We start from the raw sequence: 20,743 nt of genomic DNA, 5'->3' as shown, positions 1-20,743 counted from the left end.
ATGTTGCAACATTTTGACCCAAATAAAGACTACGGTACACCCGCTTCTCTGAGTGAGAAGATGGTGACACTGGAAATCGATGGTGTGGAAATCACCGTACCAGAAGGTACATCAGTGATGCGTGCAGCCGCACTTCATGACATCAACATTCCAAAATTATGTGCCAGCGATAACCTCGAAGCCTTTGGTTCTTGTCGAATTTGTGCGGTTCAAATTGAAGGCCGCCGTGGGACACCTGCTTCCTGCACAACACCTGTTGATGCGGGTATGAAAGTGACCACGCAAAACGACAAGCTTGCGAAGCTTCGTCGTAACATCATGGAGTTGTATATTTCCGATCACCCGCTTGACTGTCTGACTTGTCCAGCAAACGGTGACTGTGAGCTACAGGACATGGCCGGTGCAGTCGGTCTTCGCGAAGTACGTTACGGATTTGATGGCAATAACCATCTAGACGCTCCGAAAGACCAATCAAATCCTTATTTCACCTTCGATGCGAGCAAATGTATCGTTTGTTCACGTTGTGTCCGCGCATGTGAAGAAGTACAAGGCACGTTTGCACTGACCATCGATGGCCGCGGCTTCGACTCTAAAGTTGCTGCGGGTCAAAACGACCAATTCCTAGATTCTGACTGTGTCTCATGTGGTGCGTGCGTACAAGCGTGTCCAACTGCGACACTGATGGAAAACTCTGTCATTGACATGGGCACACCTGAACACAGCGTCACAACGACATGTGCATACTGTGGTGTCGGTTGTTCCTTCAAAGCAGAAATGAAGGGCGATCAGCTAGTACGAATGGTGCCAGCAAAAGAAGGCGACGCCAACCACGGTCACTCGTGTGTTAAAGGTCGTTTCGCATTCGGTTATGCAACACATAAAGACCGTATCAAAGCGCCAATGATTCGTGATTCCATCGACCAGCCTTGGAAAGAAGTCAGCTGGGAAGAGGCGATCGGTTTTGCAGCAAAACGCTTGAAAGACATCCAAGCACAATACGGTCGTGAAAGTATCGGCGGTATCACCTCTTCTCGTTGTACCAACGAAGAAACCTACTTGGTTCAGAAATTAATTCGTGCAGCCTTTGGTAACAATAACACCGATACCTGTGCCCGAGTCTGCCATAGCCCAACTGGCTACGGCCTAAAACAAACACTCGGTGAGTCTGCTGGTACACAAACATTTGACTCAGTCATGTTCTCTGACTGCATACTTGTTATCGGTGCGAACCCAACCGATGCTCACCCTGTATTCGGCTCGCTAATGCGTCGCCGTCTTCGTGAAGGCGCAAGCTTGATCGTAGCGGATCCGCGTGAGATTGATCTTTTGAGCACGCCTCACTTGGGTACAGCAACACACTTGCCACTTCGCCCAGGAACCAACGTTGCGTTGGTAAACGCCTTAGCACATGTAGTCGTGACAGAAGGCTACGAAGACAAAGAGTTTATCGCGGCACGTTGTGAAGGCAATGCCTACGCGAAATGGCGCGAGTTCATTATTGAAGAGCGTCATGCACCTGAAAACGTAGAAGACATTACTGGCGTTAAAGCCGAAAAAGTACGCGAAGCGGCACGTATGTTTGCGACCGCCAAAAACGCTGCAATCTATTACGGTTTAGGTGTTACCGAACATAGCCAAGGTTCAACCATGGTAATGGGCATCGCTAACCTCGCTTTAGCCACGGGGAATATGGGACGCGAAGGAGTGGGCGTTAACCCTCTACGCGGTCAGAACAATGTTCAGGGTTCCTGTGACATGGGTTCTTTCCCACATGAGCTACCGGGTTACCAACACGTGTCTGACTCCGTTGCTCGTGCTCGCTTCGAGAAAGTATGGGGCGTTACGCTGGATGATGAACCAGGACTGCGTATCCCGAACATGTTTGATGCGGCCTTGTCTGGTGAATTCCGAGCTATGTACGTCCAAGGCGAAGACATCGCTCAGTCTGACCCGAACACACAACACGTTGAAGCGGCCCTATCTGCGCTTGATTGCTTGATCGTACAAGACATTTTCTTGAACGAAACAGCGAAATTCGCTCATGTATTGCTACCAGGTTCTACTTTCCTAGAGAAAAACGGTACCTTCACCAACGCAGAACGTCGTATCAACCGCGTTCGTAAAGTGATGCCACCTGTGGCAGGTAAAGAAGATTGGGAAGTAACCGTCGAGCTTTCAAATGCTTTAGGCTATCCAATGAACTACTCACATCCATCCGAGATCATGGATGAGATTGCGCAATTAACGCCAAGCTTCGCCAACGTTAGCTACGAAATGCTAGAAAAACACGGTAGCTTACAGTGGCCATGTAATGATGAGTTCCCTATGGGCTCACCGATCATGCACACTGAAAGTTTCCCTATCGGTGACGAAGGAAAAGCACTGTTTGCTGTAACGGAATTTGTACCAACAACGGAACGCGCAAACAGCCGCTTCCCTCTGTTGCTAACAACCGGCCGTATTTTGAGCCAATACAACGTAGGTGCTCAAACACGTCGTACAGACAACCAAGCGTGGCACGACGAAGATATCCTAGATATCCATCCACACGATGCTGAAGAACGCGGTATCAAGACAGGTGATTGGCTAGGCATTACCAGTCGCGCAGGGCAAACCGTTCTTCGTGCTCGGGTTGCTGAACGCATGCAGCCAGGCGTGGTGTACACCACGTTCCACCATCCTGGTAGTGGTGCAAATGTGATCACGACCAACAACTCAGACTGGGCAACAAACTGTCCTGAGTACAAGGTTACGGCAGTGCAAGTTGAGAAAGTGTCTCAGCCATCCGAATGGCAGAAGAACTTCCAAGACAACCACGAACGTCAAAATAAGTTCTTGCGTGGCGCAGCGTCTTCCGCTGATGCTGTTAAATAAGTAGGTATTGAGAGAGCACTATGTTTCATACTGAAGAAGAAAGCATCGTAACGATGATTAACCACATTGCTCAAAACAATGTGAGTGCCGGATCTGAATCTGACGTGGCGGATATTGTGGAAAACCATATCACCAAGTTTTGGTCACGACGCATGAAAAAGATCTTATCAGAGCAATTAGCAAAAGGTTCCGAGACATTCGAGCCTGCAGCTAAATTAGCAGCTGAACGTTTATCAGCCAAGATAAGCGCGTAACGTCGTAGTAGCGAAGATCCAATCAAGAAAGCCCCTTTAACTTAAACATAAAGGGGCTTTTTTGGTTTAACAGCATGAATCCTACGAACAAACGGCCTAAGGTGGTGATCTAAGCGTTAATCTCTCGTCCCCATCTCTTCTGCAAATTGAGCTTTAATCGCTAATATCTTTGGTAATTCTCGAACAAATAGGGTCACCAATTCAGGATCAAAATGTTGACCTGATTGCTCTTCCAACAACGCAATTGCTTCTTCAACAGACCATGCTTTTTTATAGGGCCGTTCGCTCGTCAAGGCATCAAAAACATCCGCCACGGCAGCAATGCGCCCTTCGATTGGAATCTCTTCTCCCTTCAGGCCATTTGGATAACCTGTGCCATCCCACTTTTCATGATGCGTTATGGCAATGGAGCGAGCCAAGGCAACTAATTGTGATTTAGGGCGGGCAAGTATATCGGCGCCGATCTGAGCATGCGCTTTCATTTGCGCAAATTCATCCGGATCCAAACGGCCCGGCTTAAGCAGAATATGATCTGGAATCGCTATTTTTCCTAAATCATGCATTTGTGCCGCCAGCTGTAATTCACTTGCTGCCTCTTTATCAATCCCAGCCGCTATTGCAAGAACATAGGAATAGCGACTCATACGCTGTACGTGCATCCCCGTCTCATTATCTTTGTATTCTGCTGCACGGCCTAAGCGCTGAATAAGATCGACTTGAGTCGCACGTAAAACATCGGCCTGCACTAGAGATAGATGTGCCTTAACCCTCGCTTTCACAATCGTCGGAACAATCGGCTTAGTGATATAGTCAACTGCACCGGTTTCGAAACCGTTTTCCTCATCTATGGTGTCTTTTAGCGCCGTCACAAATATCACGGGGATGTTCGCAAGTGATTCCGTATTTTTAATTTTCTGACACACTTCAAAGCCCGTCATTCCTGGCATCATGACATCCAGCAGGACCAGATCAACAACCTCTTTTGCTAACAACTCCAATGCGGCCATACCTGAACGCGCGAAAGATAACCGATAATCATCCTGTAATATCTGACGCAGCACCTTAAGGTTTGCAGGCTCATCATCAACCACAAGAATTCTTGGTAACTGTTTGATTAATAATGACATCCTATTGTCCTCCAGACAGGAATTCTTGCGCATCGCGAATATTCACTAGAGCGGCCTCGAACTCAAAATCATCGATGGCAATCAACGCTTTTCGGATCAACGGAGCTAACGTTGCATTTGCACCCTGTCGTATTTCCTGTGCCAGCATATCGTCGACTTCCCCACGTTCGATTGATTGTGCCCACTGTTCTAATAGCGTGGCCATATCAGAATCACTCAAGACGTCACCCACTGGCATTAACTCTTCTTGATGATAGTCTGTACTTTGTATTTGCTCGATATCCACACCCAGCAGTTGCCAACAATCCTGTATTTGCTGAACCAACGCCTGTGCTCCCCTTTTATCTTGAAGCTTAGCCACATGATCCATTTGATTAAACAACTGTAACAGAGGTAATAACGCTAGATTTCCGGTTAGCCCTCGTAAGGCATGCGCCCGCTGCTCCAGTTGATGCCAATCAGCTTGCTCCACCTCCACATTCAGCTCTTCGATCATCACGTCATATTTTTGGTAAAACTTAGCCACTTCCTCTATGTAGACAGTGTAATCTCCCCACAGCTCGATACCTTTCTGGATATTTAGCACTTTGTATGAAGTGTTAGTCTCACGTGATTCAGTGATCACAAACTCGCTCGCGTCTAACTTTAGTGCCCGTGCCATTTCTTGTGTTAACTGGGCAAAGTTCACTGGTTTATTCGCAAAGCCAGACATGCCAGCTGCTTTTGCTTGCATCCTGTCTTCTAACAATACACTCGCGGTTAGTGCAATGATGGGAACTTCTGACAACTCGTGCGCCCGCTCATATTGGCGTATCTGACGACTCGCTTCTAACCCATCCATTATTGGCATTTGAATGTCCATTAGCACGATATCAGGGTGTTCAGCTTGATAAGTATCGATAGCAGCTTGTCCATCCTTCGCCTGCAACACGACATGCCCCTGTTTAGCTAGCAGTAACGTTAGTAGTTCGATATTTTCTTCTATATCATCTGCAACCAAGACACGCTGAGAAGGAAGTTTCAAAGTCACATCGCTGATCACAAGCTCTGACTCATCCGCAGTATTGAGGGGCAAGTCAAAGTAAAAATAGCTGCCCCGCCCAACCTCGCTAGTCGCGTGTATTTCACCGCCCATCAGCTCTACTAGCTGCTTCGAGATTGTTGTTCCTAATCCGGATCCCCCAAAACGTCGACTCATTGATGCATCGGCCTGAGTAAACGGCTCAAAGATCGCCGCAAGACGATGCTCCTCAATCCCTATTCCCGTATCAGACACCCCAAAACGCAACCACCCATTTTTATTGGGGGTTGCCATCAAATGAAGGTCAACCGCTCCCTGCTCGGTAAACTTAATCGCATTACCGACCAAATTCATCAGCACTTGGCGGATTCTGTCTTCTGCGCCCATAACAACGGTAGGTAATTCGTGATCCATTTTAAGGTTAAGAGCGATGCCTTTATTTTTTGCCTGGAGCCACAAGGTAGACACAACAGTATCAACACAGGTCGAAATCCGGAAAGGCACACAGTCTATTTCAAGTTTACTTTTATCTAACTTAGCGCTGTCCAAAATATCATTCAGCAGGTGCAATAATGACTGCGCTGATCGATTGATTGTTTCTAAGTGCTTTTGCGCATCGATCGGCAGATCCGAATCCAGTAAGATATCGCTAAAGCCGATAATGGCATTCATAGGTGTGCGAATTTCATGGCTCATATTTGCCAAAAACGATGCCTTCGATTCGGCCGCGTCTTCTGCTTGAACCTTTGCCTCTCGTAACGCTTGCTCCATCGCTTTACGATCTGAAATATCCAGCATTACGCCATCTATCCATTGCGGCTCCTGAGAGTCGTCGTAAACGATGGTGCCACTCTCCAAAACCCACACTGTGCGTCCATCACGATGCAACGTTCGATACTCTAGGGAGTAAGTACTCTTTGTCCCTACCGCATCATCAAAAAACTCTTGGACATATTATTTATCATCGGGGTGAATCCATCCGCCGAAATCATGCCCCTGCTCTAAAAACTCCGACGCGCTGTAGCCATGTAATTCATGGATAGCTTCACTGACAAAAAGCGGCGTCCAGTTTTGATCCAGCATACAACGGAACGAAACACCAGGCATATTTCTAATCAGTGAACTTAGGCGCTCTTCACTTTTTAAAACCCGCTCTTCCATTTCTTTACGGGCACTTATGTCGGACACATAAGCGATATAAAGGGGTTCACCATCATCTGATTCGATTCGCCCTACCCCTAACTGAATGGGAAACAAACGACCCGACTTATGTTTCACCCAAGTTTCATTTGTATGACCTAGCACGGTCGATTTTGCAGGATTGAAATAGTCAGATAGCAAACTGTCGTAGTTAGGATCTGATTCATCCAACATCAATACCTTTATGCTCTGTCCCAAGAGCTCAGCTTGACTCCAACCAAATATTCTTAGCGCTGCAGGATTCACTTCTTGAATGATGCCACACCCATTAATCGTCAAAAGACCATCTGTTGCCGTCTCTAGAATTGCCTTAAGCCGGCCTTCACTGGATCTAATATCGACCAACATCTGACGATAGCGCAGCTGTGCACTAACACTCACAGCCATCACAAAGATAATCATCGAGAAGGCCGCAACGACATACCCGATATAACGATCATCAACATCAATATGGACGGTAGAATTAGGGGCAGAGTCTATAAAGTAGGCAGCGGCCATTCCTGTGTAATGCATCCCCGCGATCGCACAGCCCATGATCACAGCGGCGATCATCTTGATTCTAATGGATGACATATTAGGAAAGTACTTCCGCATCGCTGAGCGTGAGACCAGCGCCACTACGGCGAGGCATACGGCGACAAAAATCGATATTAGAAATAGATAGGGATTGTATTTAAGCGTTAGCGGCATATCCATTGCTGCCATACCAATGTAATGCATTGCGCCGATTCCAACGCCAACAAAAATGCCACTTCGGAGTATCGCAGGAAAGGTGCTCTCATTGCGGGCAAGAGACTTAATGACGATGAAGCCTGCAATCAATGCGGGAAATAAAGACAGAATGGTAAGACTTAGATCGTAAGCCATAGGATGCGGCATAGTAAACGCGAGCATGCCTATGAAATGCATGCTCCAGATTCCACCAGCGAGAATAACAGCTCCAGAAAACTGAGCCACATACCGATACCGATCAAGTGTTATATTTCGGGCAGTTTCAGCTAGCCGTAAGGCAAAGAATGATGCACTGGCCGCCACCAGGACCGAAAGCACAACCAGCCAACTATCATATTGGCCTTGAACCAATGAAATATTGGATACGTCTGATATAAATAAAGAGGATAGTCCATCAAAAAAAGACACAGTGAGTCCTTGCACGTTTTAAACTTAATGCCAGTCCAAGCCGAATGGGTACCTCTAATCGTCATCCAATGAAGCTACTGACCAGAATAATGATAGATAATTATATCGTCAAAGCTTTGTCAACGATAACAACAGTATCGACGCTGATCATTCTATTACATCTTTGCTGAAGGACGTATACCGCAGGTTGCATATGTCACAAGATATACAGTAAAACATTACGGCTTATATAAGGATTCACTTTATGGCTCAAGCATTTACTTCCCCTGAGTTCCTTACTCAGCACACACAATCAATTTTGTCATTCTATGAAGACGTTGCCAAAGATCCACAAGGAGGGTTCTTTCAAAACTTTCTTGACGATGGGTACGTATTCGACACAACATCTCGCCACCTTGTGTCTTCTGCACGCTTCGTTTTTAATTACGCTGAAGCCTATCGACGTGGGTACGGTTCGCACTATCAGCAGTGGGCGCTCCACGCATTACGTTACTTAGAAACCCATCACTATCGCAGTGAAACTGGCCATTATGCTTGGATGCTAGGTGATACGTCAGACAACACCGCTATGGCCTACGGTCAAGCCTTTGTTGTGCTTGCCTACGCTCACGCTCATATGGCAGGGTTAACCGATGCCACAGAGAAGCTTAATCACCTCTACGATTTGCTCGAATGTCATTTTTACCAGCCCAATTACCAAGCCTACGCCGACGAGTGTGATGCAACCTTATCAGAACTCGCACCTTACCGAGGACAAAATGCCAACATGCATATGTGCGAGGCTTTTATCGCCGCTTATCAAGCCACTGGCGATGAACGTTTTCTAACTCGTGCTCAGCAACTTGCTAGGCGTTTTGCGGGAGAATTATGCGATGCCTCAGATGGCCTTGTCTGGGAACATTACACACAAGATTGGCAACCTGACTGGCAATACAACATCGATAAGCCTGATGATTTATTCAAACCTTGGGGGTTTCAACCTGGACACCAAGTCGAATGGACCAAGTTACTACTGCAACTAGATCAACTTAGCCCCGACAACTGGTATCGAGAACGCGCAAAAAGTCTGTTTGATCAAGCAATGATGAAAGGTTGGGACTCGCAATTTGGAGGATTAGTATACGGCTTTGCACCAAGCGGTGAATTCGCTGATGACCAAAAGTACTTTTGGGTACAAGCTGAGGCCATTGCCGCAGCGTACCGTTTATATGATCTCACCCAAAACACAGAGTATTTGGACTGGTATAAGAGGCTATGGCAATACAGCTGGGACCACTTAATTGACCATCAACATGGCGCCTGGTACCGAGTCGTATCCCGCAAGGGTGCCAAAATCAGCAATGAGAAATCACCCATGGGGAAAGTGGACTATCACACACTTGGCGCATGCTGGGATGTATTAGACGTCATGACCAAACCATGAGCTAGCACCACAAAAAAGCCAGCATTTACGCTGGCTTTTGAAGCGATCAAGGTAAAGACATTACATATTTGGGTAATTGGGGCCGCCAGTCCCTTCTGGAGTTACCCAGGTAATATTCTGTGCTGGATCTTTAATATCACACGTTTTACAGTGCAAGCAGTTTTGCGCATTGATCTGAAATTTTGGACCGTCAGTTTGCTCGATAATCTCATAAACACCTGCTGGGCAATAACGCTGTGCAGGCTCAGCAAACTTCTCTAAATTGCTGCCCGTTGGGATACTGCTATCCGCTAACGTTAAATGGCAAGGCTGATCCTCTTCATGATTGGTATTAGAAAGGAAAACCGACGATAAGCGATCAAAGCTTAACTTCCCATCAGGCTTTGGATAGTCAATTTTTGGGGATGCAGAGGCGTTTGCCATCTGAGCATGATCCAGCGACGTGTCATGCAGCGTCACCGGCATTCTTCCACCCAAAATATTTTGATCTATAAAATTAAATGCGCCACCCCAAAAGGTGCCAAATTTATGCATCGCAGGCGCAAAATTACGAGTGCCATATAGCTCACTACGCAACCATGAGCGATCAAACAACTCGTTAAACGTCTCGCCCAAGGGTAACGATGCATCCGCAAATACTTTAGCCATCGCTTCCGCTGCTAACATACCGGATTTCATCGCAGTGTGCGTACCCTTAATTTTTGCGACATTGAGGGTTCCGGCATCACAGCCGATCAACATTGCGCCAGGCATGGACATAGTTGGTAGCGCATTCCAACCACCTTTTGTAATCGCTCGCGCACCGTAGGAAACACGCTCCCCACCTTCAAGGTATTGTGCAATCACGGGATGATGTTTAAGTCGCTGAAATTCCTCATAAGGACTGAGCCAAGGATTTTTATAGTTTAGATCGACGATCAATCCGACTACGACCTGCTGATTATCACCGTGGTACAAAAAGAAGCCGCCACTCGCCTCTTCCAGTGGCCAACCAGCACCATGTAATACCAAACCTGGCTGATGCTTCTCTGCAGGGATTTGCCATAGCTCCTTTATGCCAAGCGCATAGTGCTGTGGGTCGGCACCTGAGTCCAGAGCAAATTTTTTAATCAGCTGTTTACCGAGATGACCGCGACAACCTTCTGAAAATACCGTGTATTTAGCATGCAACTCCATGCCTTCCATATAGGTAGAAAGCTGCTCGCCAGAAGCAGACACTCCCATGTCCCCCGTCGCAACACCTTTAACGCTACCGTCGTCATGATAAAGAATCTCTGCCGCCGCAAAACCTGGGAATACTTCAACTCCTAAGCCCTCTGCCTGTTCAGCAAGCCAGCGACATAAGTTACCAAGACTAACAATATAGTTGCCATCATTGCGCATGGAGTTAGGGACCAAAGCATGCGGCAGCTCCTTGCTCAACTGCCCATCTTTTAACAGAAAAACTTGATCCTTACTGACAGGCGTGTTCAAAGGTGCTCCAAGCTCTTGCCAGTTTTCGAACAGCTCTTCTAACGCTCTAGGTTCAACAACGGCACCTGACAAAATATGCGCGCCGACTTCTGAGCCCTTTTCAAGCACACAAACGTTCAAGTCAGCGTTTAATTGCTTTAAACGAATTGCGCTTGATAACCCAGAAGGCCCAGCCCCTACGATGACAACATCAAACTCCATCGATTCACGCATAATGGCACTCCTTAGTTCTGCTTATAATTTTTCCGTTAGCTCTGGTAAGACGTCAAACAAGTCGCCAACTAAACCGTAATCGGCAACTTGAAAAATTGGCGCTTCTTCATCTTTATTCACCGCAACGATTACCTTCGAATCCTTCATGCCCGCTAAATGCTGGATCGCTCCAGAAATACCGAACGCCATGTATAGATCCGGCGCAACGATTTTGCCTGTTTGCCCAACTTGCATGTCATTTGGAACGAAACCAGAGTCAACTGCAGCACGAGAAGCACCAACTGCCGCCCCTAGTTTATCTGCTAGCGCTTCGAGTAACGCAAAGTTCTCACTACTACCGACGCCTCGACCGCCAGAGACAATGCGCTCTGCCGCAGTCAATTCTGGTCGCTCTGATTTGGTTAGCTCATCGCTTACCCAACTGGATACCCCTGCATCTGCTGGAGCGTCAATGGATTCGACCGTTGCTGATCCGCCACTGGCTGCGGCTTTGTCAAACGCAGCCGCGCGCACTGTAATGATTTTGGTAGCGTCACTTGAGGTTACCGTCGCGATCGCGTTACCAGCGTAGATAGGTCGCTTAAATTGCGAGTCGTTCACAACTTCAATAATATCGGACAATTGCCCCACATCCAGTAACGCAGCGACGCGTGGCATAGTATCTTTGCTGACAGAGCTTGAAGGCGCCATGATGTGGGAAAAACCAGAGGCATGAGAAACAATTAGCTCACTCAAGTTTTCAGCCAAATCATGGGCAAGGCTGTCCCCCTGAGCCAGTAATACGCGACTCACCCCCTCACACTGTGCAGCATGGTCTGCTGCGGCTTGTGCATCGTTACCTGCCACTAAGATGGTGATATCACTGCCTAACTGTTGCGCAGCCGTTAAAGCACTCAACGTTGCAGGCGCCAATTCTTGTCCGTTATGTTCTGCAATCAATAAAGTAGCCATTTAAATCACCTTTGCTTCATCTTTTAGTTTTTGAATCAGCTCGTCAACCGAAGCGACTTTCACGCCACCTTGACGCGCCGCAGGCGCTTCAACTTTATCAAGCTGAATATGTTGCTTCGCTTTAACCCCCAGATCCGCGAATGATGTCGTATCAAGCGGCTTACGCTTAGCTTTCATGATGTCAGGAAGCTTGGCGAAGCGCGGCTCATTTAGTCGAAGATCCGTAGTAACAATAGCAGGTAACGCTAGCTTAACGGTACGCAGACCGCCATCGATCTCACGTGTCACAGCAACAGACTGCCCTTCTACATCAACCTTGGAAGCAAACGTACCTTGAGGTCGTTTAGTTAACGCCGCGAGCATCTGACCCACTTGGTTGTTGTCCGAGTCTATGGATTGCTTACCCAAAATCACTAGGTCAGCCTGCTCCTGTTCCATCACCTTAGCAAATGCTTTCGCGACATTCAGTGGTTCAACCGCAGCATCACTCTCAACTAAAATAGCTCGGTCTGCACCCAAGGCCAGCGCTGTGCGCAGTTGCTCTTGGCAAGCGCTGGTGCCGACACTCACAGCGATCACTTCACTAGCAATGCCAGCCTCTTTTAGTCGGATCGCTTCCTCAACTGCAATTTCACAAAACGGATTGATCGCCATTTTAGTATTGCTAAGGTCTACATCACTGTTGTCTGCTTTTACGCGAACTTTAACGTTGTAATCAATTACGCGCTTTACACCAACTAATATTTTCATGTTCGTCACCTAAGTATTCTTTTCTGTAACAATTACCGCCAAATACACAATAAGATTCGCGTGAATACTGACTTCCTTCAATAACATTAAACGCTAATTACACTGACAGATTGTGGCACTGAATAGAGCATCTCAACCTGATCCGCACGATTTTGTTGGACATTTCGCTGGTTTAAAGACCCTTTATCGGTGACTTCATGAGCGTCCAAACTCGGTGCTACATGCTGCAACAAAATACGCTTCACAACCGTAGAACTGCCCGTACCCTTGGCTTCAAACTCTTTAAGTTTTTGTTCAAAAGTCGCGCGTACAACAGGGTGATTCACCAGCTCCTCAGGTGTTAGCGGCCCTTCGACAAGTTGCTGGCATTGGTACATATCTGGAAATACAAGTGCACTGATGTCACTACGGTCAGCACCACATAGCACAACGTCTTGCACCAGTGGCGCGAATTCACTAATAAAGCGCGCACGCAATGTTCCAGCGCTGACCCAGGTACCACTGTCCAGTTTAAAGTCTTCAGATACTCGACCGTCAAAGCGGAAGCCACGATTTGGATCAGCGGGGTCCAAGTAAGCCACTGCATCGCCCAAACAATAGAACCCTTCTTCATCAAATGCCTTCTTAGACAATTCTGGTTGGCGCCAGTAGCCAGGCATGACAGTGACCGCTTTGACACGCACTTCCAATTTGCCTGAGTTTGGTACTAGCTTCAGTGTAACCCCTGGTGCGGGTGTACCAATCACGCCGGACGCACTTTCTTCAACCGATGCAAACATGGCAGACGGCGCTGTTTCAGTCGCTCCTAATCCTGTAAGCATTGGAATTTTTTTGCCCGTATATTTGATCGCTAGCGCATCCAGTGCATCCCAAATATGCTGTGCCATCCCCGCCGCTGCGAAGAAGGTGAATTGCAACCGAGAGAAGAATTTCTTCGCTAGCTCTTCATCTTTTTCCAACTTAGCGACCAGCAGTTCAAACCCTTTTGGCACGTTAAAATAGACGGTCGGAGCCACTTCAGCGAGATTACGCAAGGTTTTGCCAAAGTGTGCTTCCGTTGGCTTGCCATCATCCAGATATAGAGTGCCGCCGTTATAGAGCGCGATACTAATATTATGGTTGCCACCAAAGGTGTGGTTCCACGGAAGCCAATCCACCATGACTGGCGGCTGGTCTTTCAGAAATGTCATGGTATCGCGAATCATTACTGCATTCGCACACAACATACGCTGCGTATTCATAACGCCTTTTGGCATACCTGTGGTACCAGAGGTAAACAGTATTTTGGCAACTGTATCACCGCTCACTTTCTGGTTAAGCGCTTCTATTGATTCATCAACATCGTGTTCCCAAAACTCATCAAACGCTATCGTCGGATTAGCAATCTTTTCAGGTACGGTCGTACCTTTCATGACGGCAACTTGAGTCTGTTCATCGCAGACCGCACTGATCGCCGTTTCGTATGGCGCTAAGGTATCTACGACCACCAAACCAGGACTTAGCAAGTCAATCACGTGCTTGAGCTTAGAATAGTCTTTCGCGACTAAAGAATACGCGGGCGAAACCGGTGAATGAGGCACTCCAATATAGTATCCAGCCAATGCGAGTAAAAGGTGCTCAATGCTATTACCACACAGAAATGCGATTGGGCGATCTTCTGAGACAGGCTGCGTCAGTAACCATGAAGCCAATTGCTTCACTTTTTGGTAGGTTTCCGCGTAGGTGTATTTGACCCATTCATCCTGTTCATTTCGTTGTGCAATAAACACAACGTCAGGCGTTTTAGAAACCCAGTGAGCAAGCTGATCTGTCAGGCATCGAGCGTAATCACTAAGTGGGGTTTCACTGTGTATGAGTTGCTCACCATTCTCACGGTCTTCAACCAATACAGCATGGCTTGTGACTTTTATAGGATGGAATTCGTTTGTCATTTTGTACTCCTGAGACTTCTTATTTTTATAGGTTCAAAGAAGGTTAGGTTCAGTTGATTAAAGTTCGTTTAGAATCGGTATTGGCTAACCTCAGATCCACTTTGTAAGACGGTATGGAGGGAAGCCTCGAATTTAGGTAACTGGTTATTAAAATAAAATGACGCTAACAGCATCACATTACCAAAATACTCTTTGTCTTGATCTTGTTGCTCTGCAGCACGATAAGCGCTCGTAAGCAGTTGCCAGGCACTACAGATGCCGCCCAATGCCATCAAATAAGGCACGGCAACAGCATCTAATTCAGTGATATCAGCTTGGTCTGACAAAATGTGTCGCTGCACTTTTTCCAAGGTATTCAAGACACCTTCGAAACGCTCTGCCAAGAGGCCCAAGTCTGCATTACTTTGAGCTAAAGAAGCATCCGTACGCATACTCGCTAGCAGCTCATCAAGCGCCGCGCCTTGATCCAAACGCACTTTTCGGTGAAGCAAATCTTTCGCTTGAATACCCGTCGTGCCTTCATAAATGGTCGTAATGCGTGCATCTCTCATCACCTGAGCAATGCCCGTTTCTTCGACAAATCCCATGCCTCCAAATACTTGAATAGCAGAGCCTGCGGTAAGATTAGCTTGCTCGGTGGCAAACCCTTTAAATATAGGCGTTAACAATGCGATCTGCTGTGCAACACGGCTAACATGCTGATGATCATCTGAGTTTTCTTTGGCATCTATCATAGCCGCTATACGATAACCTAGCGCTCTAAGAGCGTAGGTTTGGGAGCGCATATCCAATAACATACGTCGTACATCGGGGTGTTCAATAATAGCAACACGACCTTGTCCAGCAATGGAGCCTTGCACACGCTCATGCGCGTAAGTAAGAGACTTTTGAAATGCTAACTCCCCAAGCGCAACACCTTGTAATCCACAACTGAGACGAGCCTCGTTCATCAATATGAACATGGCTTTCAGTCCCTGATTCTCTTCACCAATCAACTCGCCGATGCATGCGTCCTTATCACCGTAACTGATAGAACACGTCGGGCTTCCGTGCAGGCCAGTTTTATGTTCAATTCCCGTACAACGAATATCGTTAAACTCACTGAGCTGCCCGTCGTCTTGGACGCGGTATTTGGGCACGGCAAATAAGGACAAACCTCGACTACCAGAAGGCGCGTCGGGCGTCCGAGCGAGAACTAAATGGACGATGTTCTCAGCCATATCGTGCTCACCGTAGGTAATATAGATTTTCTGGCCTTTGATTTGATAAGTACCATCCGATTGACGCAGTGCCTTCGTCGTCAACACGCCTAAATCTGAGCCAGCATTGGGTTCAGTGAGCGCCATCGCAACGGTCCATTCACCGCTCACAATTCGGCTTAAATAACGGTCCTTAATGTCATCATTAGCAAATTTCTGCAGAATTTCTGTGCCGCCTTGAGCGAGCGCAGCGAACATGACAAATGCGAGGTTGCTGGACTGCCACATTTCATTTACAGGTTGCGCAATGTACTTCGGCAGGCCTTGGCCCCCATACTCTTCAGGTAACGCCAACCCTAACCATCCAGCTTCACAGAACTGTTGGTACGCTTCTTTCCAACCTGGCGGAGTCAGTACCTGACCGTCTTCCAGACGACACCCCACGGTATCACCGACTTGGTTGAGCGGCGCTAGCACTTGACTGGCGAACTTATTTGCTTCATCTATGATGGCGTCGGCCAGATCCAGGTCGTAATCATCTAGTGAGGAGAATTGAGATAATCCAAGCGCTTGGTGTGCTTGGCGCATCAGGCTCTGCATATCTCTATAAGGGGCCAAATAACTCATCGTCACCCTCTTCTACTTCGCAGCCATACGAATGGCACCATCTAAACGAATGACTTCTCCGTTTAGCATGCTGTTTTCGATAATTTGTTGGGCTAGTTGTGCAAACTCATCAGGCTCTCCCAAACGAGGAGGGAAAGGTACCGACGCCCCTAGCGACTGCTGAACTTCCTCTGGAAGCACATCCATCATGGGTGTTTTAAAGATTCCCGGCGCGATCGTCATGACACGAATACCAAAACGCGCTAATTCACGAGCAATCGGCAGTGTCATTGCAACCACGCCACCTTTGGATGCAGCATAACCTGCCTGCCCAATTTGACCATCAAACGCTGCCACGGATGCAGTGTTAATAATAACGCCACGTTCTAGGTTAAGCTGCTGCTCATTGTGCTGCATTTTGTCTGCTGCTAACCGAACCATATTGAACGTGCCAAGCAAATTGACTTTTAGCGCATGCTCGAACCCTGCGAGAGAATGAGGACCCTCACGTCCAACCACACGCTCTGCGCCTGGAATCCCAGCACAGTTAACAAGGCCATTAATTTCACCAAAGGTCGCGACAGCTTTATCGAGCGATGCTTGCACTGACGCTTCATCGGAAATATCTGTCACTGCGTACTGAACTCGTTCGCCCAAACTTTCTGCAACGCGCTGCAAACCTTGCTCATTAATATCCGCTAAGGAGACACTGGCCCCAAGGCGGTGCAAGCGACGTGCAACGGCTTCACCAATACCTGAAGCGGATCCTGTAACAACAAAATGACGGTCTTGAATCTGCATATTCGATACTCCTATGACTTAAGAACTTTTCTTACGATTTAAAAAACCTTCTATACGAGCTTTCACTTCGTCGCTGGTTTGGGTGATGCCACAAATCAGTGATTCAGTATATAAGCCGTCGTCCGCCGCCATACTGCTAATACGCTGTAACCCAGTAGTCATAGCCCAGTTCGAATATTTACTGTTTTTCGCAATGCCAGCCGCTAGCTCCATCGCCTTTTCAAGCGCTTTACCTTCTTCTTCTACGTAGTGTGCTAAACCAATACGGTAACCTTCTTCAGCGTCAACAATGCGGCCTGTCAACATCATTTCCGTCATGCGACTTGTGCCAATCACTCGCGCAACATTAACCGACGCACCGCCGCCAACGAAGATGCCGTGGCGCCCTTCTGGTAAGCGGTAGTATGTACTCGTGTCGGTCACTCGCACATGCGCACAGATAGCTAATTCCAGTCCGCCACCAATCACTGCACCTTGCATAGCAGCAACAACTGGAATGCCTGAATTTTGGATAAGTCCGAATACGCGGTGCCACATATTGGAGTGCTTAACCACTTCAAATGGTTCACGAGCTTTATGCTCACTCAGGTCTAGCCCAGAACAAAACTCTGGACCCGAACCCGAAAAAACGATGACATTAACGTCATCAGATAGATTAATTAGGGCGTGTTCTATTTCTAAGCACAACGCGTCATTGATCGCGTTCTTCTTTTCTGGGCGGTTAAGTCTAAGATGACCAATGCCACCCTCGCTTGTAAATTGAATGTATTGGTAGGTCATTATATGCATGCCTCTATTGTTATGTTTATGGGCTATTAGTATGAATTCATAATAGTTGTACAACTAAACAAATGTCAAACCCAACGATCGTGAAAATTTAAAAAAAAGCCACACAAAGTGTGGCCAATGCACTAATGAACGAACCTTAACGATCGGATACCCGAATCACGACTGCCATTCCTGTGTCACCTGCTGCACAGCCCGTAAATAAGCCGTAGCCTCCGCCTCGCAATGCGAGCTCTTCCACCATTTCTATAATGGCACGCATACCTGTTGGGCCTTGAGGATGCCCCCAAATTAACGAACAACCATAGTTATTCATTTGCATGACATCGATATCGAACGCTTTTGCCAGCGCAACATCGTTCACTGCAAACGGGTTATGCGTTTTGATTGCATCGATTTGTGAAATATCGATACCTGCCATCTGCATCGCTCGTTTGGATGCTTCGATAGGCGCTGCTGGCATATAGGCCAAGTCATCACGAGCCTGACCGAATCCTAGTATCTCAACTTTAATTGAAGCATCACTGGACAAGGCTGCCGCTTGATCGCTATGACACACGATAACGGCCGCATTGCCGTCAGCAGGATGGGTTTGGTTGCCATAAGTAATCACTCCACCCTCAACAACAGGCTTCAATTTAGCAAGACCTTCGGCTGTGGTCGGAAAAACTCCCTCATCCCCTGTCAGAACCGCGGCTTCCTTTTTAAAGTTTGGTGTTGGTACGAACAGCGGCAAAGTCATGTAACGCTTTTGAAAAGCCTGATCATCTTTTAACGCCTCTTGGTACTGCTCGTATCGACGCAACGTGACCGCGTCGAGCTCTTGACGAGAAATATCAAAACGCCGTGCAACATTTTCACCTGTTTGCATCATGGAGTGACCACCTACACAATCGTTCATCATGTTGTAGGTCACTTGATCTTCCGATTCACCTGAACCACCAATCCCTTTTGGATTTGGATAGAAGAGATGCGGGCCATTCGAACAACGGTCTGCGGTCAGGAGCAATGAAACATTTGCCATGCCACACATCACTTCAGATGACGCAGCAAACAAGCCTCGCGCACTGGTCGCACACACTTGATTCACAGCGTGACCTGGCGTGTGCGTTGCACCAATATCAAATAACGGCCACGGAGCACCGTTAAACGATTGATACTGGTTAATGGTCATACCCAAGACACCTGAATCAAATACCTTAGGGTCAATTTCGCGTTTCGCTAATTCTTGTTTCGCAACGTGCGCGGCAAACTTCATTGAATGAAGGTACTGCAAAGTGCCCTGCCACTTGGTAAATGGGGTGCTCCAATACGCACCGTAAGGGATCTCGACGTTTTTGATAGACATAAATGACTACTCCATTATTGTTGTTCTGTTTGAGTGATGCTTAAACGTTCATGTACGCGTTTAGTCCACCCCAAACTTCTTGGAATATTTCTTGAGGCATGGTTTTTAGATCGTCAGCAATGATGGGAGTAAAATCGATCATACTTAGAACATCTTTCTCTAAATCAAGACCCGGCGCTATCTCTGTCAACACCATCCCTTCTGGACGCAGCTCCAATACACAACGTTCGGTAATGAACAAAACTGGCTTATTATTGGCCTGAGCAAATTCACCACTAAAGGTGATATGGTCAACCTGCTTCACAAACTTACGTGTACGCCCTTCTTCTAATACAGTGAGTTGACCATCTTTAATTGCCAACTTAGCTCCGTTCACCAACGTGCCACAGAACACAATTTTCTTTGCGCTCTGCGAAATATTAATAAATCCACCTGGCCCTACGACCTTAGGCCCAAATTTACTAACGTTTAAATTGCCGGACTGATCCGCCTGCGCTAGCCCTAAAAACGCAATATCAAGACCACCACCATCATAGAAATCAAACTGTGCTTCATGCTCGATAATGGCTTCTGGATTCCACGCTGCACCAAAGTCGCCACCTGATGCGGGAATACCACCGTAGGTTCCCAACTCTGTCGTCAACATAAACTTATCTGCGACATTTTCTTCGGCCGCAATAGACGCCACACCATCCGGCATACCAATGCCGAGGTTCACAATTGCATTGGCTTTCAGCTCCATTGCTGCTCGACGCGCTATCACTTTACGCTCACCGAATTTAACAGGAGGAATGGCATTCAACGGCACTCGAGAATTACCTGCCAACGCTGGGTTGTAATCGGTCACGATTGTTTGCATGTGCTGCTCTGGCGGTGCGACGGTAACGTAATCAACAATCACCCCTGGCACCTTAACGTCTTTAGGCGCCAAAGTTTTTGCTTCTGCTAGATATTTCACTTGCGCAATTACAATACCGCCACGATTGCGAGCAGCTTGGGCCATCGGAAGTATCTCGGCCAACATAGCCTCTTCTTCTACCGAAAGGTTGCCGTTTTCATCAGCCGTTGTCGCACGAATGACAACCACATCTAAAGGAAAGGTTTTGTACAATAACCATTCTTCCTCTTCGATTTGGATTCGCTTGACTAGATCCTCTGTCGCCAATGATGTGACTTTACCGCCGCTAACCAAGGGATCGACATATGTACCCATTCCAACCTTAGTAATAACGCCGGGCTTGTTCCCTGCAATTTGACGCCACATAGTCGTGAGTACGCCCTGCGGCAGCAAGTAAGCCTCAATCGCATCCTGTGAAACAAGGCCAGCCATCTTTGGAGCTTGCCCCGTATGACCAGAGATCAGGCGCTTCACTAACCCTGGATGAGCTAAGTGAGACATACCAGCATCTTTACCATCGCCACATCCACAGTCATGGATTAGAGTGAGGTTTTGCGGATGCCCGGTCGCTAAGAAACGTTGCTCTAACTTGTCTGCAACCGCTTCGGGAAAATATGACATGCCAACCGTTGACCAAGCGACGCTATCGCCATCCTTGATAAGGTCCGCTGCTTGCTCTAAAGAAATCACCTTACTCATAATTCACCTTCTATTGTTAGTTTTGTGAGGCGCGTTACCACTCAGTACA

15 protein-coding genes and 1 pseudogene are annotated in these 20,743 nt (G+C 47.4%); 3 read left to right on the top strand and 13 right to left on the bottom strand.

All coding sequences use genetic code 11. The annotated features are described in order from the left end of the window. Together fdhF and DN730_RS08725 are read left to right on the top strand one after the other, a co-directional pair. On the top strand, positions 1-2,874 hold the full coding sequence (fdhF, locus tag DN730_RS08730; protein ID WP_115467736.1) for a formate dehydrogenase subunit alpha: 2,874 nt from the start codon (positions 1-3) through the stop codon (positions 2,872-2,874). A 20-nt stretch (positions 2,875-2,894) separates the two neighbouring features. Then, positions 2,895-3,128 (top strand): formate dehydrogenase subunit delta, encoded by a 234-nt coding sequence (locus DN730_RS08725; protein ID WP_115467735.1) that lies wholly within the window; start codon positions 2,895-2,897, stop codon positions 3,126-3,128. A 116-nt stretch (positions 3,129-3,244) separates the two neighbouring features. Here the strand turns inward: DN730_RS08725 and DN730_RS08720 are convergent, their stop codons facing one another. The 4 genes and pseudogenes from DN730_RS08720 to DN730_RS08710 form a co-directional block, all read right to left on the bottom strand. Beyond that, positions 3,245-4,255, bottom strand: coding sequence for a response regulator (locus DN730_RS08720; RefSeq protein ID WP_115467734.1), 1,011 nt, complete (start codon positions 4,253-4,255; stop codon positions 3,245-3,247). Between the two features lies 1 nt (position 4,256). Continuing rightward, positions 4,257-6,047, bottom strand: a complete 1,791-nt coding sequence (locus DN730_RS19395; protein ID WP_342768178.1) for an ATP-binding protein — start codon at positions 6,045-6,047, stop codon at positions 4,257-4,259. After that, a pseudogene (locus DN730_RS19390) lies at positions 6,045-6,215 on the bottom strand (PAS domain-containing protein); the annotation flags it as partial. The gene DN730_RS19395 and the pseudogene DN730_RS19390, both read right to left, overlap by 3 nt. Before the next feature lie 15 nt (positions 6,216-6,230). Continuing rightward, positions 6,231-7,616: an MHYT domain-containing protein gene (locus DN730_RS08710; RefSeq protein ID WP_115467732.1), complete on the bottom strand. Its 1,386-nt coding sequence runs from the start codon at positions 7,614-7,616 to the stop codon at positions 6,231-6,233. 244 nt (positions 7,617-7,860) lie between these two features. Here DN730_RS08710 and DN730_RS08705 point away from each other — a divergent pair, with 244 nt between their 5' ends. Beyond that, positions 7,861-9,039 carry an AGE family epimerase/isomerase gene (locus DN730_RS08705; protein ID WP_115467731.1) on the top strand — a complete coding sequence of 393 codons (1,179 nt, stop codon included), beginning with the start codon at positions 7,861-7,863 and terminating at the stop codon, positions 9,037-9,039. A gap of 60 nt (positions 9,040-9,099) precedes the next feature. Here the strand turns inward: DN730_RS08705 and DN730_RS08700 are convergent, their stop codons facing one another. The 9 genes from DN730_RS08700 to DN730_RS08660 form a co-directional block, all read right to left on the bottom strand. After that, the gene (locus DN730_RS08700) at positions 9,100-10,725 is read right to left on the bottom strand and encodes an electron transfer flavoprotein-ubiquinone oxidoreductase (protein WP_115467730.1); all 1,626 of its coding nucleotides are present in this window, start codon (positions 10,723-10,725) and stop codon (positions 9,100-9,102) included. A gap of 21 nt (positions 10,726-10,746) precedes the next feature. Then, entirely contained in the window at positions 10,747-11,676 is a 930-nt protein-coding gene (locus DN730_RS08695) for an electron transfer flavoprotein subunit alpha/FixB family protein (RefSeq protein WP_115467729.1), read from the bottom strand. Continuing rightward, the gene (locus DN730_RS08690; RefSeq protein ID WP_115467728.1) at positions 11,677-12,426 is read right to left on the bottom strand and encodes an electron transfer flavoprotein subunit beta/FixA family protein; all 750 of its coding nucleotides are present in this window, start codon (positions 12,424-12,426) and stop codon (positions 11,677-11,679) included. Positions 12,427-12,512: 86 nt separating this feature from the next. Continuing rightward, positions 12,513-14,357, bottom strand: a complete 1,845-nt coding sequence (locus DN730_RS08685) for a feruloyl-CoA synthase (protein ID WP_115467727.1) — start codon at positions 14,355-14,357, stop codon at positions 12,513-12,515. 68 nt (positions 14,358-14,425) lie between these two features. Continuing rightward, a complete protein-coding gene (locus tag DN730_RS08680; RefSeq protein ID WP_115467726.1) occupies positions 14,426-16,183 on the bottom strand; it encodes an acyl-CoA dehydrogenase family protein in 1,758 nt (585 codons plus the stop codon). 12 nt (positions 16,184-16,195) lie between these two features. After that, positions 16,196-16,963: a 3-hydroxyacyl-CoA dehydrogenase gene (locus tag DN730_RS08675; protein WP_115467725.1), complete on the bottom strand. Its 768-nt coding sequence runs from the start codon at positions 16,961-16,963 to the stop codon at positions 16,196-16,198. Between the two features lie 18 nt (positions 16,964-16,981). Next, on the bottom strand, positions 16,982-17,743 hold the full coding sequence (locus DN730_RS08670) for a crotonase/enoyl-CoA hydratase family protein (RefSeq protein WP_115467724.1): 762 nt from the start codon (positions 17,741-17,743) through the stop codon (positions 16,982-16,984). Positions 17,744-17,888: 145 nt separating this feature from the next. Further along, a complete protein-coding gene (locus tag DN730_RS08665) occupies positions 17,889-19,097 on the bottom strand; it encodes a thiolase family protein (protein WP_115467723.1) in 1,209 nt (402 codons plus the stop codon). 40 nt (positions 19,098-19,137) lie between these two features. After that, entirely contained in the window at positions 19,138-20,694 is a 1,557-nt protein-coding gene (locus tag DN730_RS08660; RefSeq protein ID WP_115467722.1) for an acyl CoA:acetate/3-ketoacid CoA transferase, read from the bottom strand. Positions 20,695-20,743 lie beyond the last annotated feature (49 nt).

Origin of the sequence: Marinomonas piezotolerans (assembly GCF_003362755.1) — a bacterium.
Classification (GTDB): Bacteria; Pseudomonadota; Gammaproteobacteria; order Pseudomonadales; family Marinomonadaceae; genus Marinomonas; species Marinomonas piezotolerans.
The sequence above is the reverse complement of the archived record's forward strand: the minus strand, read 5'-3'. Positions and strand labels throughout refer to the sequence as shown.